The sequence below is a fragment of the Paenibacillus sp. TC-CSREp1 genome, assembly GCF_050171015.1.
Lineage (GTDB): Bacteria > Bacillota > Bacilli > Paenibacillales > Paenibacillaceae > Paenibacillus > Paenibacillus silvae.
Map to the genome: position 1 here is coordinate 267,087 of NZ_JBNOKM010000004.1, position 24,134 is coordinate 291,220.

Consider the following 24,134-nt stretch of genomic DNA (forward strand, 5'->3'; position numbering starts at 1 on the left):
ACATCAGTCACATTAAAACTTCTACCCGTTCGCTCTCACCCACTGTTCAATCTGTTTCGCAGCTTCCTCGGAAGACAGGTCCGTTGTATCTACCGTTGGCATGGCCGGGTCAAAAGCTATGTCAGCGTTCTGAAGCAGCCAATTCGCAAAATTGCGATGGTCCTCGATCATCTCCTCGTTCCATCCCCGTGCTGCTAACCGCGCCCGGCGTGTGGTGTCATCACAGTGCAAATTGATGTAGAGAATGCGATCAAACCGATCGATATAACTAGAGGAAGCGATATTTTCAGGCACCATCGTTCCACATAGAACGGTCCCTCTTCCACTCAGCGATATGCTGTACGCCACACGTAGCCAGTTCTCTTTGGCGATCTGCCAATCCACGTTGTCGATGATATCCATATCAAATACATCAAATTCAGGCAACAGCTTGCGAACATGCGATGACACCGTTGTTTTTCCCGTACCGCTTGCTCCTGTGATGACAAATAAAGGTTGTTTACTCATCTGAATTTCCCCCTAGTGTTCTCCTTGGGTTGGTGTTGTTCTTGTTCTTGCTTTATATAAGAGCCATGTTTTTATCAACGACTCTCCGTCATTATGTGCTGCGATTTTGTTGAGGTAATAGCAGTCCTCTGGGCAAACCTTTAGCTTGGCGATAGGAGCAACAGGCTCATGGCAGAGCCATTCGTCAAAAGAGATCCCCCTTGTTTTTGGTGCAGTGAATGATTCTCGTGGCAGGAAATAGACCATTCCTTCTGTCCATGGATCATTTGATATCGTAGATTGATTCAGGGAATAGAAATGATAGTTTTGCTTCCGTCCCCGAATACATCCGTTACGAAAGCTCCCCTTCAGTCTGCTGCGGTTGAAAATAGCATAGAACATCGGCCAGTGTGGATCAGAAGCAGCAAAAACAGCCTTGGTCCATTGGCCGTTATATAAAGTCTGTTCTCTCGGTTCAAAGATACGTATGCCAGTGTGATTTGACCCGTGAAATACATAAAGTCCTTTTAAAGAAACATAAGTCAAATATCGAAATTTAGCATAAGGCAGGTCATATTCAATCAACCCGTCTTCCGTTACATTTAAAGCTAATTGCTCATACGCTTGCATCTCCTCCGTGGAAAACTTGATCGCTGGAGCAGGATGCAAGAAGATGCGACACAGCCAATCGAGCATATGGGCCCCCAACCTTCGTTATTTTATGGATTCCGTCCATTCCTCACGCCGTAAACCATACATTACTCTATGTAGGAACCTCCCGTTTAAAAACTCATAATCTCTCAGCTCACCCTCCCGTTGAAAGCCCAGCTTCTCAGGTATTGCCCGGCTCCTCCAATTATCTGCAGCAGCACCTATCTCGACTTTGTTTAAGGAAAGCCCCTCAAAGGCATGTTGAATAAAAACATTGACCGCTGTCGTAATTAGCCCGTTCCCCTCATATTCCTTGCCCAGCCAATAACCAATCTCTGCCTTTCTGTTCATATAATCAATGTCACAATATCCAATCGAACCAGCTAACTCGCCGCGCAGCCAGATTCCTAACCAATACCCCTCCTCTCGCGCATAGCGAAGACGTGTCCGTTCAATAAAACCTCTTGAATCCTCTTCCGTTAAAGTCATTTCGGGAATTCTGAGCCAGGCTCCAAGGTGCTCCCTGTTTCGATCTATTAATTGATATAACGCAGCTGCGTCACTTGATGCAAATAAAGAAAGATATGCATTACCTGTATCATCTAGATTGTGTTTAAACATGCTCATCTCTCCTATCCCTGGCTCCTTAATATGGGTTACAGTGCGGTTATGATATTTTCAAATGTTAGATCAGATGATACTCTCCTTGAAAATCATATTGGTAATCATCGCTGATGCGAATATACCCGAGAATACAATGCTCTCTCGATCTGGTCACAATGCCAGAGTAGTTCAGGTTATCAACGTTTCCTTCTGCAACAATCAGAACTTCGCCTTCACAAGACAAAATAATGCCAATATGATCATGTGAATCATCGGTCAGAAGCTTTTCATATACGACCAGATCACCGCGCTCCGGCTGAAAGCCATCTTGTCGATCTTCATGAAAAAATCCTGTCTCAGGTAATCTAGACCAGTCCAGCCACGCCCCCACTCCAGCCAAACGATACGTCTGATTCGGATATCGAATGGGCAATTGAATACCAACCTGCATACAGCAGTGGTACACAAAAGCTGCACACCAATTAGCTTTGAGTACGGTGTAGATATTAGAATCCGGCCAATATCGGCAGATTATCCTGAAGTGTTCATCCTCTGAGATTCCTATGATTCCTTGTTTCGCTAACCTTTCTGCGTTATCTGCAAGTTCCATGCGTCTTCGTTCCTGATGATATTGTACTGCCCCCGTCCCCGTTTCTTTGCTCATTCCAACATGCTCGATCTTCATCTCATTTGTCATTCCGAGCTCTTGTAAGACTTGATCCAATCTTCCTTTTTCAATGTGGGTTATGTACTGTTCTGATCTATTTGTTACAGGAGAAAATACGTTTTGCATCAAAACAGCATCATTCAACATTTTTTCATACGGTCCCTGAGCCTGCCTGTAAACCCCCTGATAGAAAATAGCCTGCAGTATAGTGAACAATTCATCATCACTCCATAACTGTACTCCTCGAAGCAGCTGTCTTGCGGCATCTGCGCTGTTTGGCCCCGGAAAGTGCTTTATTCCTGTTCGATACAGGTAATAACCGTGAAGCAGTCCTGTGACCGCAGCAATCTCATGATCCCCTCCTCTCCGGGCGGCAAACAAGGAAGCGAAACCAGAGACCTCTACCAGCTGCCGCCATATTTCATCCTGGCCTGAAAATCCTTCGTGAGACATTTCACGAACTGCACGGTACACCGCGTTCAGCCTTGGATGTTTGGTCCCTATAAATTGATTCACGTCCAGTCTCCTATGCATATGGCTAAACTATCCTCCCGTCCAGATCAATCTCAATACAGCTCTTCTACAATCACTATTGCTTGCTCAAGCCTTTCACGGCTTTTGGTAAGAAGCAGCTACCTTGGGACGAACGAGACTAAACCCGCAGTTGCTTTTTCAAATCGATTCGTATGTACGTTTTCTCGTAACTTGTTCCATCTTCATTGTAATATACGGCCTGCTTGGTATACGGCTCTGAGTTCGCATGGTAGCCGTGCTCCGAGATGAGCTTGATCATTTTGGGATTCTCGACGGGGTCAACACTCACAAATATTTCGCTGAACCCCAGTTGTATTGCTAACGCTTCCCTGTAACGGATTAACGCTGAACCAGCACCCTGACCTCGATACTTTTCCTTTACATACAGATCACTTAACTTGGGGACCAGCTTGCCCTGCAATTTGAGTACTCCAAAACCCAAAATGACACGATCCTCATCCTCTGATTCTGCAATAGCTAATATAACTTCGTTATTATCCTGCTGTTTCAAGTACGACCTGAATAATTGTTCATTATTGCGAACAGCACAAAATTTCGAAATGTCTTCTGCAACGGCTGATCTTACGAAATATCTCAACTCCTGCACCTCCTACTCCTTTACCCATTACAGGCACAGTCTCTCCAAAATAACAGCAACCCCGTCATGTTCATTCGTTGCCGTAATTTCTCTGGCTCTGTATTTTAATTCATCAATTGCATTTCCCATAGCCACAGGCCAGCCACACCGATCAAAAAGCCCTATATCATTGGCATCATCCCCAAACACCATCACATGTTGTAACATAACCCCCATAGCATCACATATCACCGAAACAGCAAGTTCCTTGGAAGCATGGAGCGATGAAATCTGCGTTAGCTGTCCATCATCTGTAATCAATATGTTTAGATCCGCTTGAAACTTATTTTGAAAGGCAATCTTGTCCATGCTGCCTGTAAAAAGGATCTTGGAAGCTTCCTGTTGTCTGAGGAAGGCTAACGGCTTCACCATTGGATGCCCTTTTACTTTCATCACGGTCTCCGCATCATAGGGCTTCAAGCACATCCATTCATCTCTGACTTCCAAACTGATGTCCGGATTCGGATTACATGCCAGACAGTAGTCCAGAACCTGAGCAGTTAACTCAGGTGTAATCGCTGTATGAATGTTAATTCCGGTATGTCTACAATCAATATAAGCGCCATTGTAATACACAAATGAACCCAGCCTGAGCAACTCTTCTGGTAAAAAAGCATTCACCGCCCTTGGTGGACGCGCAGTCGCAAATATAAATCTGATCCCGTAGCTGGCACAATCCAGAATCGCCTTTATGCTTCGTTCAGACACCTCTTTGTCAGCCTTCAAAAGTGTTCCATCCAAATCAACGACAATTACCGGAAATTTCATAGGCGCTCTCCTATCACACTTCTGTACATTTATAAAAATAATTCTAAAAAAAATTATAGATTCCTTGCTCAAAATAGCGATATTCTTCATCGGTTAATCTGCGTTTACCATAGGCATCATAAAACACATCTTTGTCCCGCTCTTCCTCAAATGCACTTGCTTTAGGCCGAATAGCCAAAGCCACATCATATCGCGGATCACCATAGGCTGCTCCTGCCCAGTCGATCACACCTGTAATCTGCCCGTCACGTACAAGCACATTATCCATCGTAAAGTCACCATGAATTAAAGTCGGCTCGACCCAACCGGGTCTATTCTCTTTCAAATATGTGAGTAATCCCGCATTTCCATCTACTGCAAAATTCGCTAGATTATACTCTGCTTTCGATATCATTGTATCAAGCCAGGTATGCTTATGCTGCCAATCCACTGGACATGAACATTCATGCAGCTGTTTCAGACAGCGACCAAAGCTGGCTATTGCTTTATCTCTTTGCTTTTGGTCCGAATTATCGATCAGAAATTGCCTTAATGTAACACCTTCCATATAATCCATCAACAGCCATCTGGCGTTCTGATCTGCATAAAATGAATGCGCTCTCGGAACAGGCAATGCCGTTTCTTCAAGATGTTTCAATGCTCTATACTCATCGGCCAGCCATTCGTTATACAATTCGTGCTCTGTTTTTTTGATGACATAACTATGACTCGATGTATGAAGAATGGCCACAGAAGAAGTATGTCCCTGACGCGGTATAGTGATCTGCTTGACGTTCCCGATAAGCTCCCGCATTTCGGATGGAATATCTGTCAGCTGCATCGTAACAAGAAACCTCCTTCTATGATAACCTTCTTATATGAAGCTGGAAGGAGAACCGGTGAGATGTTTGGTACAATTATATAATGAGCAATCCCACCGAGGCTCACCGCTGTGAAGCAACGTTAGAGATGTATTCGACAGATTTTCGCGAATGTCTATATGAGCGAGAAGTCGTTTTAATGTGAGGCCGAGCAGCGCCCCATGACTTACAATCAAAATATTTTGATCCGAATGTCGTTCAGCCAGATCGGCAAAACATTCTCTGCCCCTTTTTACGACAGCCTCATGTGGTTCAATGCCCAGATCAAGCCTCGACCAGCCATACCCCCATTGATTCACTCGTTCCTGCTCCGTTGTACCCTCGATTTGTCCGCAGTCCATCTCTCTAAGCCGCTCATCCACACGTATTTCGATTCCATTGACTTCACCAATAATCGCCGACGTTTCCATTGCTCTCGACAAATCGCTTGTATAAATATAATGCCACTGCTCAGAACGAATTCGCTCGGACAACAGTTCTGCCTGTCTCCGTCCTTCTGCGTTGAGTGGGATGTCTGTGTGTCCTTGCGCGCGATATTGCCCATTCCAGTCGGTTACACCATGCCGGATAAGCCCTAATGTCGCCATATGTATTCCTCATTTCTTAATATCGTTCATGCATTCCTTCATTTTCCAATTAGATTGAAGCTATCACAGGTTCGGAGTGTTCGTCAATGGATACGTAGAGGGCACTGCAATAATGTTTGGCTAACAATTCTGAGAAGCCTTATTTCGCCTGAAAATGATGCACTGAAACTCTAACGATTCGTAATAACGTTATTTGTGAATTTTAGCCCCATTTCCTCCTTGTTCAGCTGAAATTCGGCTAAATAGCGTTTCTGGGAATCGTTACATTTCTGAATGGCACAAATATGGCTAAATAAGCTCTGTGGGAATCGTTAGCGCTAACTAGCACGAAACGTCACATGATGTAGCTTAGATTACTCCAGAGATTACTCCTGGATTACTCCAAGCTTGCCACCAGTTTGCGACCTTGCCCGCCTTATCTCATTCCCATATAAATACCTGTCCCAAGCTCCGAACCATTACAACTTTGCCTTCATTGCCTTATTCATCCCGCATACACGAACACAACACAAATAAACAAACTGCCGTTGGTCGAAGGCTGACGGCAGTTTGTTAGGCGGTTTTTTGCGATTGTAGCTGCTTATTCTCGAGCTAAAGCAATGTGCAGAGACTCCAGCTCTTCGTAATTTTGATCTCGTCTCCATTTTCTTAACTACGCGTACATCATGTCCATATAGCCTCGGGTAACTTCTACACCTTCTGCCGGCTCCGGCTGATCTGTCTCTGCATGTGCAGCCATGCAAGCTCTCACCGCTTCTTCGGTTGTGCAGCGATTGGCATCGTCGCATGTGTAGCATAAGTGCAGCATGTATCTTGTTAAATCATCCGCCTGTGTGAGTTGAGTTTGTTCGTTGGTTCTCATTGTTATCACTCCTTCTTTTATTGAGTTAAATATAACATCATCTACATCTTTTATTTGTGATTTAATTCACAATGTAGCGAAAAAATAAATTAAAAATAAAGGGAAAATCTCTTTTGAGATTCTCCCCATCCTTCGCTTCTCATTCTTCGTTTCATGTGCTTGTTTAACCACTTTACCACTGGCCAGCTTAGGGTTACAGCACCTTCCAATGCTCTCCCCCATCTACCGTTTGTAGCAGCAGCGAGCGCTTCGCATCTGTATTCTCTACCAGAATCCAGCCCAGCTTGGGCGAGGCCATCTGCAGCTTCACGATTTCAGGGTAGTCTTCGAAAATTTTCTTCAGCACGCTGCTCTCGGGATATGCCTTCCACGTTTTTCCTGTGTCCACGGTGTGGTACATGATGCCCTTCAGCATCGCCCAGCCTTCGGTAGGACTTAGAAATACAGGAGGAAGATTGCGATTTATACCTGTCTGCTTGCCCAGACTGAAAGAATACAGCTTCCAGCTTGCTCCACCATCAGATGTGAAGAAACCGCTGAATGTCGTGCTTTCCCCTCGAGCACAGGACATCGCCATCCAGGCCGACTTCGCTTCACGACCGAAGAACTGGGGTGCGCTAAGATTGAAGTTGCCACAGCCGCTGAATTTACTTCGATCAAAGAAGGAGGAAACGGTCCTCCACTGCTCTCCGCCATCTGAAGTAACATACAGCTTCGGTGTGCCAAACTCAATCGCGCTCAAGAAGCCATGCTTGGCATCGGAGAACGTCATACCGGTCGTATACCCGCGTCTCGAGATTTCCCCGGTGGTCGTTTTGTCCTTCTCGTCGCTCGAATTCATCCGTTCCCACGTTGTGCCTCCGTTATGAGTAAAGTACAGCATTTTATCCTGTTTGCCAATCCCGGTATCTACCGTGGTCAGCACCCAGCCCTTCTCAGGAGAGACAAAGGATATGGCCGTTACTTTATCCGTCTTGGACAAGGAAGAAAGACTCCAGGTTACGCCACCGTTATTCGTTCGAAGCACAATCGTATCTGTGCCCCCCATCCCCTCTCGAACAATCCAGCCATGCATACGATCTACAAAATAAATACTTTCACCATACTTCGGATTCGCCGGAAATTGCACATTCTCAGACGGCGATATGTTTGTCCATGTTTTTCCCTGATCCTGAGTGTAATACAGCCTGAGCGCATTACGCGTGACACCCCAGGCCAAGCCGCCGTTATCATTAATTAACTGAAAGTCGGTCAGGCGAGTCTGAATTTGATATTTGGCCATCTCCGCCGCTTCAGCATTATTGTTGGTGGGGGGTACAACGGTAAGGGTCTGACCGATGTTGCCACCGTCTTCCAGCTGATCTGGGGGTTCCGCTGCAGGCGGCTGTTCCGTTTTGGTGCAGCCAGCCAGCACAATGATCATTCCTATAGACAGCAAAGCTGTCTGCGCTATTTTTTTCCATTGCCAATGCAAGTGGGTTCCACCTCTCTATCCACCAGACGGGCGCGCATGCCTCTCTGATGGCGTTGTATTTACGATTCATCAGAATCCACTGCTCCTATTCTACCACAAACCTCGACATAAAGGCTCACACCAACTTAGCACCTGCCGATTCGTGTATGACCTTGCTGATTTTTGTCTTCTACTCGAAGTAATTAGCTTATCTTCATTTAACACGGTTATTTTCACTGGATCTTTGAATTTATTTTTACCAACTGCCAAATCATGTGAAAAAAGTTATAGACAAAACTCGCTTTATCCGACTGAATCCCTTAATATGGATGGTAGTATACCCTAAAAGGAGAGGATAAGAACATGACAACCAATGCAGCATTGAAACCTAGCCGTGTCGTTATTATCGGTATGGGTGCAGTAGGAACAACAACGGGATACACGCTGATGCTCAGACAACGCTCGTCCGAGCTCGTATTCGTGGATGTGAATCATGATAAAGCTACCGGCGAAATGCTGGATATGAACCACGGCCTGCCGTTTACCGGAGGGGTTAAGGTATGGGCTGGCGACTATTCAGACTGCAAAGATGCCGACATCATCATCATTACCGCGGGTGCTTCTCAGAAACCAGGTGAAACCCGAATTGACCTGCTGAAAAAAAATGCAAGCATTTTCAAAGATATCATCGACCGGATCACGGAGGTCAACTCTCACGGAATTTTGCTGATTGCGACCAACCCTGTCGATATCTTATCCTATACGTCCTGGAAACAAAGCGGCTGGCCGGCTTCCCGTGTGATCGGCTCTGGTACACTGCTGGACAGCGCACGGTTCCGTTATCTTATTGGAAAAAATAAAGGCATTGATCCACGCAGCATTCATGCTCATATTATCGGTGAACACGGCGATTCCGAAGTTCCTGTCTGGAGTCTCGCCAATGTTGCGGGAACAGACCTGGAACTTGACGAAGAAACCCAGCAAGAGATTTTTAACAGCACCAAAAACGCAGCTTACGAGATTATTAATGCAAAAGGAGCCACTTCCTATGCTATCGCTCTGGCTCTCGACCGGATTGTAGCTGCAATTCTGGGCAATGAAGGCTCCGTTCTGAACGTATCCACACTGCTTGAAGATTACAACGGTGTTTCCGATGTGTATCTGGGTGTGCCTTGTGTCGTAGATCGTCATGGTGTACGTGAAATTTTACCGCTTCCATTAAATGAGACAGAGAAAACAGCCTTCCAGGCTTCTGCAAACAAATTGAAGGAACAAATTGCCGGACTGGAATAAGTTTGCGTTCATCCTTACGAATTGAAAAAAAAGATCATGTAAACACTCCGCAGTAGAGTTTTGCATGATCTTTTTTGAATATCCAGCAATGGTATCGCATGATTTAACAAAAGGCTGACGTTTAATATTACTTTTATCAATTGCACTTGAAAATTGATCTTTGTAGCGTTGTGATAATGGTTTACATAATAATAATGACGGAAACTCTATTGCTTTATTTCAAAAAGTTCACTATTCTTTCAATGCACGATCATGCCTCCAACGATTCCCAGTAAAACAATGGCCCAAGGCGGGCATTTCCAGAAGGTAAGCAGCACAAATAAAATGCATGCCAGCGCAAAGTCCACGGATGACAGCACAGCGGTTGTCCATAAAGGCTGATAGAGTGCAGCAAGCAGAATACCTACGACACCTGCATTAACCCCAGCAAGCGCACCCTGCATGTGAGAGTTACTGCGCAGCGCACTCCAGAAGGGCAATGCACCGATAATCAGCAAAAATGCGGGTAAAAATATCGCAATTGTGGCGATGATCGCCCCTCCTCCACCCATTGAAATAGCACCGAGGTAGGCAGAAAAGGTAAATAACGGACCCGGTACCGCTTGCGTTGCACCATAACCCGCAAGGAAGTCATCTTTGCTCACGAAGCCGTGAGGCACGAGTTCCTGCTCCAGCAGTGGAAGCACGACATGTCCCCCGCCAAATACCATCGAGCCTGCACGATACATGGAATCAAACAGAGCGATCCACTCTACGTTAAAGGTCTGGCGAAGGACGGGTAACACAACGAGCAAGCCTGCAAACATGGCCAAGCAGCCTACGGCAAAGCTGCGGCGTATAGGAATTTTCATCGTTGCAGCGGGAATAACAGGTGATTTTCGGTACATGCTCCATCCAGCTACACCTGCAAGCGCAATCAGCATGACCTGGCTGTAGGGCACCGTCCACACTAACGCCGCGGCAGCGATAAGCACGGCCAGTGTAATTCGCTCTTTATCTGGCGTAAGCTTCTGGGCCATGCCCAGAATAGCGTGAGCTACAATCACTACAGCTACCATTTTCAGTCCGCTGATCCAGCCAGCGTGGCTCACATCAACCCCTTTTAACAGTAAGGCAAATGCGATTAAAACAAGCACCGATGGAAGAGTGAAGCCAATCCAGGCCGCTAATCCACCCAGGAGCCTGGCACGCATGACACCAATACCAATGCCCACCTGGCTGCTCGCCGGCCCGGGAAGAAATTGACACAGTCCAACCAGATCAGCGTAGCTGTGCTCGTCTATCCATTTTCGTTTGCGTACATATTCGTTGTGAAAATAACCCAAGTGTGCTGTAGGGCCTCCGAATGAAGTCAGTCCTAATTTTGTTGCAACCATCAGCACTTCCCACACAGCCAGCAGTCCGTTTGGTTGAACATGTCGAGGTTGAGCTTGAGGTTGAAGTTCAGATTGAGTTGAAAGTTCATCGCGATCTTGAACAGTTGCAGCCTGCTTTCTTTCATTCATGCTCGTTCATCTCTCCTGGCAGATAGATATGCTGCTGTTGTGTCGCTGACTTTATGTGCTCTCTTTTCATTTCACTGCCGGAAGCTGTACTTCAAGCAGAGCCATCGCCTCTTCTTTTTCCCGGCTGGTGACATGGGTGTAGACCGTTGTTGTCTGGATCGAAGCATGTCCCAGCAGCTCCTGTACCGTTCGCAAATCAGCCCCGCGCCGAAGCATCATCGTCGCAAACGAGTGACGTAGCTTATGGCTGGAGTAGCCCTGTCGCTCGTGAGCCGGCGCTTCCTGCTGGAAGCGTTCAAAGGTTTCTGTGGAGATCAGCTGAATACTGCGAATGGACAGACGTTTTCCTTTCTGCGAAATAAACAGAGCCTCCTCCTTCTCGCCGCGCCACGGCTTCAGCCGTTCCTGAAGAGCCTGGGTTAACACGTCTGCCACAGTTTCGGGCACAGGGATGGAACGCCATTTTCGTCCCTTACCAAATACATCGAGCGTACGCCGCTCCGGATTGTAGTCTTTGCAGTTCAGCGCATGCACCTCGCCAACCCGCAGCCCCATATAACCCATTAGCAAAAAAACTGCCAAATTACGTGTACGGTACTTGCCCTCTACAGAAGCCAGAAAACGAGTCAATCCGCCTTCATCCAGGAAAACGGGAGCCCGATTTTTCTCGGTTTTGGACTTTTTGATGCCCGCTGCCGGATTATTCGTCAATACTTCCAATTCGATGAGGGACTTGTAAAAGCAGTTGACTGCCGCATGTTTACGATTCCGGGTAGCATCACTCACGCCACGCTCCCGTGCACGGGACAGATACGAAAGCACATGCAGCTTTTTCACTTGCTCCAGCGATTTGCCTTGAATGGAAATGAGGAATTCCACCACATCACCTGTATATGATTTAACCGTATGGCCAGTATAACCGGCATCCTTCATCCAGATATGAAATGCCTCCAGTTCGTCAGCGTACTGCTCCTGAATCTCGTCGTTCATCATCTGCTTGTCACCTCCATCGATATTTCCTGCACCTTTAAGCCATTGGAAAATCAATCTCTTCCACAATCACGACATTCGCCATAAGCATGATCATGTCCGGTTTGCCTTCACTGCGAGTGAGTATAAAGGTTGGAATCGGATTTTCATGCAGCCCATTCACCGATTCGGCAATCTGCACATACAGATCCAGATGAAGTGTCTCTCCTTCTCCCGAAACCTCCACGACAGGCCACTCTTTGCGAATACAGTCTGCCCAGAATGCCAGTTCATTCGCTGGAATAATACTTAAACGCTGTACTTCGGGATCGATGTAATATATCCCTTGTCTTGCAGGCTCTTCTCCTAACTTGTCCCACGCAAGCGCTTGAGCTGCCTGCTCGTTTGGTGGAGAGTATAGCGAATAACACCATGGCGTAATCCCCCATACAATAGCCATAAGTCCTTCTTCCAGCAATGAATCGAGCCGTCCTTCTGTAAAATGTTCCAATAAATTATGATTGCCTGGCCCGAAGATCTCTTCTACTCGTCCAGGGAGTCGTTCCAGATCAGCAAGAATAAAACCTCTTCTGCCATAGGAATCAAACACATGATGATTTCGTGTCCATATCACGGGAGATGAAGAAGCAAATTGTGAAACTTCTGCTGGAAAGAGCATGATATGTACCGTATTCACTTGTGCGTATTTCACCATCGCCAGCTGCTCGGGTTCTAACGGACCTTCAGCGATTCGAGGTGTTTTTCGGTGCAGCGCAATGCGAACTTCATAATCCCCTGCTTTATAAGGTCCCAGATCAAGTGTAATCGGGTAGTTTACACCCTGAATAGACGCCATGCTTATGCTGCTATTGCCTGTTAGAGAGACTGAATATTGTACATAGGACAGCTCAGGTCCATAGAGAACGCTTGCCTCCTCACGCTGCAGCGGATTTTGAAATAGCTGTGCAATGACAGATACCTTGCGTCCATCTTCGAGATGTGCCTGCGGATCGATATCCAGTGACACTTCATCTGCTTGATCCCCATGTGATATGATTAGCTTCGCCTCGGTGAGAACGGATGAATCCGAGAGTGCAAATGCAAAATGGGATGAGTGCTCATCTATATCGTTATGTAATGGTATATTCATAAAGTAACCCCTCTCCTCTTCTGGTGGCAGATCATACCCACCAAATATATTTCATATTTGGCTCAGCCGCAACCCCAATCCCAATCCAGAACACAAAATCCCCGCTCACCTTCGTCCAACGAAAGTAAACAGGGATTGGGCAGATTACATTTTACAGTAGTACCTACTACAGTAGTAGCTATAATGGACTATCGAGAAATTACTTTCTTCTAAGCGGATTCAGATGACTATGGTGACGTCCATAGGCAAAATAAATCATTAATCCGATAATCAGCCAGCCAAAAAACGTAATCCAGGTTAATGCTGCAAGGCGGGTCATCAAATATACACAACCGATCGCGCTCAGAATGGGAATGAACGGTACGAACGGAACCCGGAAGCCGCGTTTGAGATCCGGGTTATTTCTCCGCAGCACGATAATGCCCAGACTCACGACAGCAAAAGCAAATAACGTTCCGATATTCGTGAGCTCAGCCAAATGTCCGAGAGAGATAAACCCGGAAAACAAGGCTACGATAATACCTGCCAGCCAGCTTCCGACCGCCGGAGTCTGGCTTTTGCCGCTAACTTTAGAGAATACGGGAGATAACAGACCATCACGAGACATCGAGTAGAGCAAACGTGTCTGACCATACATCATGACGAGCAATACAGTCGTAATGCCTGTAATTGCACCAAGAGATACGATCCAGGACAAACCATTCAAGTTCACAAATTCAAAAGCAAAGGCTACCGGATCACTTACATTTAACATGCTAAACGGCACAATACCCGTGAGGATAAGAGACACCACGATATACAGGATCGTGCACACAGCAAGCGAGGCAATAATACCGATCGGCAGATCCCGTTGTGGGCGTTTCACCTCTTCCGCTGCTGTGGAAACTGCGTCAAAGCCAATATAAGCAAAAAATACGGTAGCGGCACCAGCCGTCACCCCCGAAAAGCCAAATGGCAGGAAAGGATGCCAGTTCGCTGGCTGCACGTAAAACACACCGACACCAATGAAGATCAGCACCACAATAATTTTAATGCCTACCATAATCCCGTTTGCACGTGCGGCTTCCTTTACGCCGCGAGTGAGCAGAAACGTAATAATCAGAGTAATTACAGCCGCAGTAATGTCAAAATATGTGCCCTTCTCCGGATTAAATGCACTAGTTAAAGCATGAGGCAGCTCCAGTCCGAACCCGGACAATAACGTTTGAAAATATCCCGACCAGCCACTTGCTACCGCCGCACTGGCAAAACCATACTCCAGAATCAGGTCCCACCCCAAAATCCACGCAATCACTTCACCAAATGCAGTATAGCTGTACGTATATGCACTACCCGATGCCGGAATTGTAGAAGCAAATTCAGAATAACACAAGGCGGCAAACGCACAGATGATACCAGCCAGCAGGAAGGATAACACCAGCCCGGGTCCGGTGTACTTGGCTGCCGCCACACCTGTCAGCACAAAGATTCCTGTGCCAATGATGGCTCCAACTCCAAGCGTTGTCAAATCCAGAGGTCCAAGGGCCCTCCTCAATGCACCGCCCTCGTTGCCTTCACTGGCAATCGGTTTTTTACGGAATAATAAGCTGAATTTTTCATTTGTGCCCATAAGCATGTTCCTTTCATGATGAATCTGGAATGTGTGATGTGTTATCGCATAATAACGATGGAGCATGGTATGGTTTCATCTCATCTGTTCTACGAAAAACTCATTTGTTCTATCTTATCGGTCATCTATAAAAACCTATCGAATTCTACACGTTATCGCGTTGAATGATTAAATTTATTTTGAAACATGGTTTAATTTGGCCTATTTTCACGAAAAATATCATGATATGTTGCCTATCCTATATTATGAAAATGGATTTAAAAGAAAACTGCGTATAATTTATATTATGCGCAGTTTTTTAAGGGACTTTCGAATGGATGAACGTTTCTTTACCTGTTGTTATCTGCACTTACGGAAATGGAGGACTTTTTCGTCTTTTTCCGCTGTCACTTCGCGCCAAAATTCGTCTGACGACCACACGTCCATCCAGCTTACTATCTGCAATGGTTGATTTACAGTTGCTTGAATATAAAAAAAGCCGCTAAAATTAGCGGCTTCATTCCATCGGTTATTATTTATTCCTAGCTCAGATCTTCTCCATTGGACTCAATCACCTTTTTATACCAATAGAAGCTGTTCTTTTTACTTCTCTTCAGTGTGCCTTTACCCTCGTTATCCTTATCTACATAAATGAATCCGTAGCGCTTTGCCATCTCGCCAGTAGATGCACTTACAATATCAATACAGCCCCAAGCCGTATAACCGATTAAGTTAACGCCGTCACGGACAGCTTCTCTCATTTGTTCGATATGAGCGCGCAAAAACTCAATTCGGTACGTATCGTTAATGGTACCATCCTCTTCAACGACATCTACCGCTCCAAGACCATTCTCTACAACCATCATCGGGATGCGATACCGATCGTATACGTGGTTCAAAATATACCGGAGTCCAACCGGATCAATCTGCCAGCCCCAGTCCGTTGCCTTCAAATACGGATTTTTGAATCCGCCAAAAACGTTGCCTTGGGTCTCATCGCCCTCTGGTCGGGTACCCACCACATGAGATTTGTAGTAGCTGAAGCTATAGAAATCAACACAACCTTGTTTTAAAATCTCCTCATCGTCATCGGCCATTTGAATGTGAATATTTTTCTCTTCAAAATACCTTTTGGCAAAGTCAGGATATTCTCCTCTAACTTGTACGTCACTGCTCATCATATTGTTGATTTGATCCATTCTTAGCGCTTGTAACATATCTTCCGGTCTGCACGTGCTTCCGTAGCCATGACTATAATTGATCATACAGCCAAGCTTGAAGTCCGGATTGATCTCATGTGCAAGCTTGACAGCTTTGGCACTCGCCACGAATTGATGGTGCAGCGCTTGAAATCTTAACTGGGTGCTGTCTACTGCTGTATTGTTAAAGACGCCGCCTTTTTTATCAACCAGAAGTGCTCCTGCCAGATAGGCACCTGCTGGAACAATCAGGCTATTGATCTCGTTAAATGTAATCCAATACTTCACTACATCTTTATAACGATTGAAAATAGCTTCGCAATACCGAACGTAACAATCGATCATCTCTCTGGAAGCCCAGGCGTTGAATTTCTCCGTTAAAGCAAATGGTGCTTCATAATGGGAGATGGTAACAATCGGTTCAATATTATACTTTTTCAACTCATTAAATACATTGTCGTAGAATTGAAGCCCCGCTTCATTCGGGGTTGCATCGTCTCCGTTAGGGAAAATTCTGGACCATGCGATAGACATCCGAAAGCTTCGGAAACCCATCTCTGCAAACAAACGGATATCTTCCTTGTAATGATGGTAACCATCTACCGCTTCATGAGAAGGATAATGAACTCCCTCTTCAGTCGTTATGGTAATGCGACGGGGAACCGTATGGGTTCCGCCTGTCATCATATCAGCTGTACTTGCCTTTTTACCATCAAGGTTCCAGGCACCCTCATATTGATTCGCCGCTGTTGCACCACCCCACATAAATGAATCCGGGAAACCCTTAATATTATTCATGAACCATTCCTCCTTAATTAATCTTTAAATAATCTTGATCAGTCTTTCACCAATCGTAATCGAAGCTTTGTCCATACTGATTACATCTAGAAAATCATCCGAATTCGTTACAATAATCGGTGTAGTCAGATCAAAGCCCTTCGACGCGATCGCATCCGTATCGAATTCAATGAGTAAATCTCCAGCTTTCACGGTATTTCCTTCCTGGACATGAACCTTGAAATGCTCTCCTTTCAGCTTCACCGTATTCATGCCAATATGAACGAGAAGCTCCGCACCATGATTCGTGCTGATTCCAATTGCGTGAGAGGTAGGAAATACAGCAGATACAATTCCATCAGCAGGAGCAACGAGTTTTCCAACCTCGGGTTTAATGGCAACTCCTTTTCCCATCGCCCCCGATGCAAAAGCTTCATCTTTTATCGTGGATAACTCTAAAACTTTCCCTGTTAACGGTGCAGTAAGAACGTGTTCCGAAACGTCGGCAACCGTCACACGATTCGTTGAAGAAGACTTTTCTTGTGTATTTTGATTCTTTCCATCCTCAGGTACATCTTCAAATCCCAGGATCAGAGTCATGATGAATGTAACTACAAATGCAATCACACAACCAATTGCCGCATGAACCAGGTTCCATGGATGATCCGTGATAAATGCTGGCAGCGTAGCTATACCTGCAATACCTAAAGCCGATCGAGCTACACCGAACAATCCGACATATATACCCGCTACAATCCCACCAATGACAACAGCAATCAGTGGTTTTTTCAAACGTAAATTGACACCAAACAAAGCGGGCTCGGTAATTCCGAGCAGTGCAGTTACACTGGTAGAATAGGCGACCTGTTTAAAAGCTTTATTTTTAGTTCGTAAAGCGACTGCCAGAGCAGCTGCACCTTGAGATATATTGTGTACAAGCATACCTGGACCAACAATGCTATCCGTCTTTGTCTGTGCATAGGCCGTGAGCACAACAGGTCCCAAACTATAATGCATACCCGTCATAATCAGGAATGGGAATGCGCCGCCGATAATACCGGACACTAACCATCCTGCATGTGTATTGACAAATGAAACAGCTGACGCAAGGTAGTTACCCGCAATTGCACCGATCGGTCCGAGTACAATCAGCGTAAGTGGAGCCATCACAAGAATCACGATTAATGGTTTAAGAATGGATTTAATAACCGATGGAGAATATTTCTCGGCAAAGCGTTCCACATACGACAAGATCCATACCGCTAAAATAATCGGGATAACCGACGAAGTGTACGTCGCCGGAGTGACAGGCAGCCCTAAAAACGAAACGGGCTTACCAGCAGTCATCAAAGCTGCAAAGGTGGGATGCAACAGAACACCAGAAATGGTTAATGCAAAGCCCACATTAGCTTTCAGCTTAACGGCCGCACTCCAGGCAAGCAGCATCGGCAAGAAGTAATACGCCGCATCACCGATAAAGGTCATAATCGTATTGAATTGTCCGTCCAGATCAACGAGATCAAACGTTTTTAAAATTAGAAGAACGGCTTTGATCATCGCACAACCAATCATGGCTGGCAGAATGGGTGTAAAGATTCCGGAGATGGTGTCCAGAAGCGTAGTTAGTTTCCCTTTTTTCACAGACGGAGCATCATTATCTTTTGCGAAGTTCCCCAGCTGTGTCAACGCTTTATATACATTATTTACCTCGTTACCGATAATAACCTGATACTGCCCACCGCTGCTGGCAACACCCACAACACCTTGTACATTTTTTAACGCTTCATCATTCGCGACTTTCTCGTCCTTCAGATTAAATCGCAGTCTCGTAGCACAATGCGTTACACTGTCTACGTTTTTTTCTCCACCGACCAGTTTTAAAATCTCGGCGGCTGTGCTTTCATGTTTCATGTACTGCTCCCCCTTAAATATTTTTGGTATAAAAAAAGACCTAGAATTCTATCGAATATAGATAAGCTCTATACACGATGGAACTCTAGGTCTTGCCTGCCTCACCAGTAACAATCCTAGTATAGTCATTATAGTGGGCTGATGAATCAATCCTTCTCTTCATCAATAACCCTTTTGATATGAACTGTTAAATATACCAACTCATCTTCGGTTAACTCTTTTCCATAGTCTACTCGAATCAGCTGTGCAATGCGGAGACTGCATTGATATTCTTGCGAATACTTCTCTTTAATGATATGAAGAAAATCACTATCTCCACTTTTCACAACCGTATTATTAAACAAGCGATAGGCGAAAAATTTCAAATGAGTAACAAGTCTGGAATAATGAAGCGAGCTTTCATTAAAATGAATATTAAACTGATATCGAATAATATTCAAGACTTTATGAATAAACTGCGTAATCTTCATGGTTTCTTCCATTTCAGATCCCAGCTCTGCATTAACAATATGAAGTGCAATGAATCCGGCCTCATCTTCGGGCAATGTGATATTAAATTCCTCGTTAATCATATCCCGAGCTTTCATAGCTACACGGAATTCATTGGAGTAAAACGCTTTAATTTCAGACAACAAAGCATTATTGAAGTTCATGCCCTGCTTATAACGTGCCACGGCAAAATTAATATGATCGGTTAGCGTCAGGTATATATTTTCATTGAGTTCCTTGTTTAAGGACTGCTTGGCGTATTGAATAATGCTGTCCGACACACGAATATATTCCATTGGGATTTGCGCCAGCAGGGCATATAATTTGCCTGATACGTTTTTGGACTTCAGAAAAAATTCCTTTTCAATTTTAACGGTGTCCACATCGTCTCCCTTTTTCTTCTGAAAGCCAATGCCACTGCCTAAAAGCATCATCTCCTGGCGCCTATCATTAACCGCACAGACGACGTTATTGTTAATAATTCGTGTGATCTTCATCGGAATCTCCTTTTAAAATGAAACGTTAACAGAATTTAGCAACAAAAAAAAGACCATTAATTATGCACACATGTAGCATAGTTCTTTCTGCATGTTTGCATTATCAATCGGTCTTGCCTGCTGATCAGTAACAATCCTGATTATATTCATTATTAACTTATATGGCTATCTTAGTGGAAAGCGTTATATTTGTCAACATAGCTTGATCCAACCCCAATTAAACGGTGAAAACCATGTACGAATAATTGATCAGAGAAGAAAGATAAGATGAGAAAGAGCCGCTTTGTAAATTAACGGCCCTTTTGCTTAATTTTATGTCAGTTCTTTTATGAAAAAACAACCCGTTCCGCATCGGACATTCGATACTGCGTCAACAAATATTCCTTACTCTGCATCGCTTTGCTACGAATGGAGTCCAGATCCACATGCAGCAGCTTGCCACCCCGCTTCACCGGTTTTCCGGCAACAAAGACCGTATCCACATTGGACGGATTCGCGAATTGCACAACAGCACCAATCGGATCATGCACAGGGAACAGGTTCAGGTCTGTCGTGCGAATCATAATCAAATCCGCTTCTTTTCCCGGTGTTAGTGAACCTGTTTTCTGCTCCAGCCCTAACGCCTGCGCACCCGCCGAAGTTGCAAAGCGCAGCACCTGACTTGCTTGCAGACTTAATTCCCCGGGCATTTCTCCCTGCGCCAGCAGTGACTCATTCGTTCTGGAACGTTCTGCTTGCAGCGCAAACTTCATCTGCGAGAACATATCTCCACCTGTCGAAGTCACCACATCGACCCCAAGGGTTGGTGTACCGCCATGTTCGAGAAAATATCCTGTAGCCGGATAACCATGCCCCATCATCATCTCGACTTCAGGGGTAACCGACAAGGAGGCCCCACTGTCTGCAAGCATTTTAAATTCATCCATGCCCATTGTATTGCCATGAACCACATTGATTCGTGGACTAAGTAGTCCTGCCTCATACATTCGGCTGATCGAACGATCTGCTGAGCCCCAGCTGCCAAACCCGACATGCATGGAACAAATTGCATCCAGCTCTTCCGCAAGCCGAATATCCTGCACCGTGGTATCCCAGTGACTGAATTCCGGGCCGCGAATGGCGAGACCATATGTGAGCAGTTGATCTTTTGAAGAAAAATAACGTTCCTTCACCGCTCTGACATTCTCTGGATACGAAAGCTTGCTCTCCCGATTCCAATATTCTGTCTCTCCCGGTACACCATGAGCAAAAACGGCACGAATGCCTGAATCCTGCAGTCCCCGAATCAATTCATCTGTATGCTCAGGCGAATAGGGCATGCTCCAATCCAGTACTGTAGTGACTCCGGCGTTAAGCGCTTCCAACGAACCGAGCAGGTTGGCAACGTAGCTGTCCTGCGGCCGAAGCTTGCTTCCCATAGCTCCATAATACAAATTTTGCAAATACACCGGCAGCGACCAGTTAGTACCCGTTGTTTTGACGAGCGATTCCCACATATGCCGATGTGTATCCACCAGCCCAGGCATAATAATCATGTCTGAAGCATCGATCACCTCAACCTCGGGCCCTGGCAACTCCATATCAGGCTGAATTGCTGCAATGACAGAATCCTGAATAAGTACATCCGCCCTGTTATACTGGCCAATACGAGCATCCATCGATAATACACAACCGTTTTTCAAAAGATAACCTGTCCCCATGTGACATCTCTCCCATCATACTGGTTTGTAAAATGATCTGACATAGTGGTTTGTGAACTGATCTGAATCGCATTGCTTCATTTCTTTTTACTTATGACTATATTTTCGCTAGTATATAACCATTATATATGAAGTGTTAATATTTATCAATTCTGGTACAGCTCACTTTTACTCTGTTGGTGCTTACTGATCGTACAAGGTAAATCTACCGGGTTAAATTTCATTTTTTACTCACCAGATTCCTCACTAGATTTCTTTTTTCGTTTAGCCCGAAACCGTCTAACCTTCATAAGATTACCGCACATTTTGTCATCACAATATTTCTGTGTTCTGCTCCGGGTATCATCGTAGAAGATCCAGCGGCAGTCCGGATTGTCGCAGCTTCGAATGCGCTGTCCTTCTCCCTTTAATAATGTCATGGCAAAATCAGCGGCCACTTCTGCGATTACCTGCTGCCAATGAGCATGCATCGGAACCAGCACAACATCCAGTCCTTCTTCTTGTGAGATCAGTCGTCTGGTTACCCCACCTGCCTGCATCCGGTCATTTAACCACGCTTGGTCCTTATCCGTTAACAGACCTCCAGCAGAAATGCGAATAGCCAGAGCCTGTAATTCATCTCTAAAACTTCTCATCGCGGATTCCTCTGCACTCGAGGCGGGTACCGTCGCTTCTAATTTCCAACGATTCAAAAAATCCTGCTGCCAGCTTGCTTTCCCCAGCCTGTCTTCTGATCGGTCCCCACCACGCCAGTCATGATAATCACTGTTCACAAAATCAGTCCATAATCTGTCCATACATACCTCCGCATATGTAACTGTCTAAAATCAAAAAGATGGTTACCCCTCTTCGAATTGTGTTATATTAATTGTAACCATTTCAAACCATATTAGCTAGTTACAAGCACGATGAAGCAAAAACGAAATGAGTCTGACAAGAGAGGAATGAAATTGAATATGAAGTCTGTTACAACCGCATTAGATGTATTACTTATTCAAAAGGAAGATACCTGGGATCAGTGTAACTGGATTGTCCCCTTGTCGAAGGCTCTTGAAGGGCTGACCGCAGAGCAAGCAGCCTGGATTCCTCCTTCAGGAGGACTAAGCATTTGGCAGCTCGTCAATCATATGTACTACTACAACCAACGGATCTTGGATCGTCTTCAGGATAAAACTCCATCTATGCCTGCTGCTGATTCTAACGTAGCTACATTTGGTATTTCCGGTGATCCATTGAACGAAGCCGGTTGGAGCAAGCTGATGGAGCACACTACTAAACTGGCTGAGCAGTTGCGCGATACCCTTGCTACATTGCAGGAAGCTAAACTCGAAGAAGCTTATATGGATTCCGAACAAAACTGGGCTCAAACCCTTGCCCGGTGGGTTCTGCACGATGCTTATCATGCAGGGCAAATTGTGCAGTTACGCAGACAACAGGGCTGCTGGAGTATTGTTTTCTAAAAAACACTTGAACTGCTAGCGCTTTCAGGAATAAGATGAACTTCATAAGGTTACAACTTGTTCAATATACTAATGAATTGAATAGGATCTTCGGGGTAGGGTGCAATTCCCAACCGGCGGTGATGTTCTTATTTGATAGAACCAGCCCGCGACTCGCTGTTTGTGCTTGTGATGACTTCCAGCGACTGACTTGGTGAGACTCCAAGGCCGACGGTACAGTCCGGATGAGAGAAGATCAACACAATGACAGGCCTGTTTCTTGGGAGTCTTTTTCCCTGACGTCTTGTCTTTGAATGATCCCCCGTTTATTTGGTGTACACCAAGGACGGGGGATTTTGTCGATTTTGCCAACTGAAGATTCCGTGTTCTGACGAAGGAGTCCTGAATATGGAAAACACATCAACTGCATCAACGCTTTATCGCAAGGAACGAAGCAACACCGGCTTTTGGCTTGTCGTACTGGGTGCGGCCCTCTGGGGTGTAGACCCGTTATTCCGTATCCTTTTGCTTGAAACAATGACCTCTACTCAGATTGTGCTTGTAGAACACATTATCGTGAGTCTGGTTGCACTTCCGGTACTATGGAAATTCCGTGATGATCTCAAGCAGCTTCGCGCACGTCACTGGATCGCTGTTATTTTTATCTCCTGGGGTGGCTCGGCACTCGCAACGGTATTGTTTACTTTAGCTCTGACTCATAACGATCCCAACACCGTATTGTTACTGCAAAAAATGCAGCCACTCTTTGCGATTGTACTCGCCAAAGTGTTATTGAAAGAAACATTGCCGCGTCATTTCGGCGGCCTGTTCATTATTGCACTTGCAGGAACATATCTGCTTACATTTGGCTTTTCCTTGCCATTGGGCAACTGGGATAACTGGATTCATGCAGGCAGCCTGCTCTCTCTGGGTGCGGCAGCGTTGTGGGGCGGTTCAACCGTCATGGGTCGTCTGATGCTGGGGCAAGCTCGGTATGAAACAGTGACCGCCCTTCGCTTTGTCGTTGCACTTCCACTCCTGATCTTGATGACCTGGAATGAAGGCGCACCGTGGACACTACCAGCCGGTGCTGGTGCACAAACTGCTGTTATTCTCAATATTCTTGGTCAGGCTTTGCTGCCCGGTTTGCTTAGTCTGCTTCTATATTACAAAGGCTTGTCATCAACCAAAGCTTCTGTTGCAACACTCGCAGAACTCAGCTTCCCTATGGCTGGTGTGCTTGTGAACTGGATTGCTTTCCGTACACTGGTAACATGGGAACAATTAATCGGTTTTATCCTGATCTGGATTGCCCTGTTTGCCATCTCCAAACAGCGTGAGCGTTCAGTACCGATTGCTGATGCTGCACCAAAATTACGTACAGAGTAACCTTTACAAAACCGAATTTACATCTCCCCATCGCATTGTGCCGCATGTTACTAAAACGCGATGAATACAACTCAACGAAAGCACGGCTTCACCTTCAAGGGGAACCGTGCTTTTCTATCG

General features: G+C 45.5%; 22 protein-coding genes and 1 riboswitch. Of the genes, 3 read left to right on the forward strand and 19 right to left on the reverse strand.

Features of this window, described 5'->3' with window-relative positions; all coding sequences use genetic code 11:
- Positions 1–21: 21 nt before the first annotated feature.
- The 10 genes from ACQSGY_RS07780 to ACQSGY_RS07825 all read right to left on the reverse strand — a co-directional run bounded on the left by ACQSGY_RS07780 (position 22) and on the right by ACQSGY_RS07825 (position 8,129).
- Complete coding sequence (locus ACQSGY_RS07780; protein WP_427051408.1) at positions 22–507, reverse strand: AAA family ATPase; 486 nt, start codon at positions 505–507, stop codon at positions 22–24.
- Positions 508–519: 12 nt separating this feature from the next.
- The gene (locus tag ACQSGY_RS07785) at positions 520–1,182 is read right to left on the reverse strand and encodes a hypothetical protein (protein WP_427051410.1); all 663 of its coding nucleotides are present in this window, start codon (positions 1,180–1,182) and stop codon (positions 520–522) included.
- Between the two features lie 18 nt (positions 1,183–1,200).
- Positions 1,201–1,758 carry a GNAT family N-acetyltransferase gene (locus ACQSGY_RS07790; RefSeq protein ID WP_427051412.1) on the reverse strand — a complete coding sequence of 186 codons (558 nt, stop codon included), beginning with the start codon at positions 1,756–1,758 and terminating at the stop codon, positions 1,201–1,203.
- A 64-nt stretch (positions 1,759–1,822) separates the two neighbouring features.
- Positions 1,823–2,923 (reverse strand): CHAP domain-containing protein, encoded by a 1,101-nt coding sequence (locus ACQSGY_RS07795; protein ID WP_427051414.1) that lies wholly within the window; start codon positions 2,921–2,923, stop codon positions 1,823–1,825.
- 136 nt (positions 2,924–3,059) lie between these two features.
- The gene (locus tag ACQSGY_RS07800; protein WP_427051416.1) at positions 3,060–3,539 is read right to left on the reverse strand and encodes a GNAT family N-acetyltransferase; all 480 of its coding nucleotides are present in this window, start codon (positions 3,537–3,539) and stop codon (positions 3,060–3,062) included.
- Positions 3,540–3,566: 27 nt separating this feature from the next.
- On the reverse strand, positions 3,567–4,346 hold the full coding sequence (locus tag ACQSGY_RS07805; RefSeq protein WP_427051418.1) for an HAD-IIB family hydrolase: 780 nt from the start codon (positions 4,344–4,346) through the stop codon (positions 3,567–3,569).
- A gap of 43 nt (positions 4,347–4,389) precedes the next feature.
- Positions 4,390–5,166, reverse strand: coding sequence for a phosphotransferase family protein (locus tag ACQSGY_RS07810; protein ID WP_427051419.1), 777 nt, complete (start codon positions 5,164–5,166; stop codon positions 4,390–4,392).
- Positions 5,167–5,199: 33 nt separating this feature from the next.
- A complete protein-coding gene (locus ACQSGY_RS07815) occupies positions 5,200–5,793 on the reverse strand; it encodes a histidine phosphatase family protein (protein WP_248064816.1) in 594 nt (197 codons plus the stop codon).
- 652 nt (positions 5,794–6,445) lie between these two features.
- Positions 6,446–6,655 carry a hypothetical protein gene (locus tag ACQSGY_RS07820; RefSeq protein ID WP_216514441.1) on the reverse strand — a complete coding sequence of 70 codons (210 nt, stop codon included), beginning with the start codon at positions 6,653–6,655 and terminating at the stop codon, positions 6,446–6,448.
- 193 nt (positions 6,656–6,848) lie between these two features.
- On the reverse strand, positions 6,849–8,129 hold the full coding sequence (locus ACQSGY_RS07825) for a WD40/YVTN/BNR-like repeat-containing protein (RefSeq protein ID WP_427051422.1): 1,281 nt from the start codon (positions 8,127–8,129) through the stop codon (positions 6,849–6,851).
- A 342-nt stretch (positions 8,130–8,471) separates the two neighbouring features.
- On the opposite strand from ACQSGY_RS07825, the gene ACQSGY_RS07830 reads away from it, so the two are divergent.
- A complete protein-coding gene (locus ACQSGY_RS07830; protein ID WP_111273308.1) occupies positions 8,472–9,401 on the forward strand; it encodes an L-lactate dehydrogenase in 930 nt (309 codons plus the stop codon).
- A 239-nt stretch (positions 9,402–9,640) separates the two neighbouring features.
- Here ACQSGY_RS07830 and ACQSGY_RS07835 read toward each other — a convergent pair whose 3' ends face one another.
- The 9 genes from ACQSGY_RS07835 to ACQSGY_RS07875 all read right to left on the reverse strand — a co-directional run bounded on the left by ACQSGY_RS07835 (position 9,641) and on the right by ACQSGY_RS07875 (position 21,983).
- Complete coding sequence (locus ACQSGY_RS07835; RefSeq protein ID WP_427051512.1) at positions 9,641–10,777, reverse strand: chromate transporter; 1,137 nt, start codon at positions 10,775–10,777, stop codon at positions 9,641–9,643.
- A gap of 195 nt (positions 10,778–10,972) precedes the next feature.
- Positions 10,973–11,899: a tyrosine-type recombinase/integrase gene (locus tag ACQSGY_RS07840; RefSeq protein ID WP_248064813.1), complete on the reverse strand. Its 927-nt coding sequence runs from the start codon at positions 11,897–11,899 to the stop codon at positions 10,973–10,975.
- Between the two features lie 34 nt (positions 11,900–11,933).
- Positions 11,934–13,025, reverse strand: a complete 1,092-nt coding sequence (locus tag ACQSGY_RS07845) for a hypothetical protein (RefSeq protein WP_427051425.1) — start codon at positions 13,023–13,025, stop codon at positions 11,934–11,936.
- A gap of 199 nt (positions 13,026–13,224) precedes the next feature.
- The gene (locus ACQSGY_RS07850) at positions 13,225–14,634 is read right to left on the reverse strand and encodes an amino acid permease (protein WP_427051427.1); all 1,410 of its coding nucleotides are present in this window, start codon (positions 14,632–14,634) and stop codon (positions 13,225–13,227) included.
- Positions 14,635–15,155: 521 nt separating this feature from the next.
- The gene (locus ACQSGY_RS07855) at positions 15,156–16,610 is read right to left on the reverse strand and encodes a glycoside hydrolase family 1 protein (protein ID WP_427051429.1); all 1,455 of its coding nucleotides are present in this window, start codon (positions 16,608–16,610) and stop codon (positions 15,156–15,158) included.
- 24 nt (positions 16,611–16,634) lie between these two features.
- Complete coding sequence (locus ACQSGY_RS07860) at positions 16,635–18,500, reverse strand: beta-glucoside-specific PTS transporter subunit IIABC (RefSeq protein WP_427051430.1); 1,866 nt, start codon at positions 18,498–18,500, stop codon at positions 16,635–16,637.
- Between the two features lie 146 nt (positions 18,501–18,646).
- Entirely contained in the window at positions 18,647–19,486 is an 840-nt protein-coding gene (licT, locus tag ACQSGY_RS07865) for a BglG family transcription antiterminator LicT (protein ID WP_145401911.1), read from the reverse strand.
- 326 nt (positions 19,487–19,812) lie between these two features.
- Positions 19,813–21,186, reverse strand: a complete 1,374-nt coding sequence (locus ACQSGY_RS07870; RefSeq protein WP_427051432.1) for an amidohydrolase family protein — start codon at positions 21,184–21,186, stop codon at positions 19,813–19,815.
- Between the two features lie 227 nt (positions 21,187–21,413).
- Positions 21,414–21,983: a CGNR zinc finger domain-containing protein gene (locus tag ACQSGY_RS07875; RefSeq protein WP_427051433.1), complete on the reverse strand. Its 570-nt coding sequence runs from the start codon at positions 21,981–21,983 to the stop codon at positions 21,414–21,416.
- A gap of 147 nt (positions 21,984–22,130) precedes the next feature.
- Between ACQSGY_RS07875 and ACQSGY_RS07880 the strand changes: the two genes are divergently transcribed.
- A complete protein-coding gene (locus ACQSGY_RS07880) occupies positions 22,131–22,646 on the forward strand; it encodes a DinB family protein (RefSeq protein WP_427051434.1) in 516 nt (171 codons plus the stop codon).
- Between the two features lie 82 nt (positions 22,647–22,728).
- Positions 22,729–22,886: riboswitch (FMN riboswitch) on the forward strand.
- Between the two features lie 147 nt (positions 22,887–23,033).
- The gene (locus ACQSGY_RS07885; RefSeq protein ID WP_427051435.1) at positions 23,034–24,014 is read left to right on the forward strand and encodes a DMT family transporter; all 981 of its coding nucleotides are present in this window, start codon (positions 23,034–23,036) and stop codon (positions 24,012–24,014) included.
- Positions 24,015–24,134 lie beyond the last annotated feature (120 nt).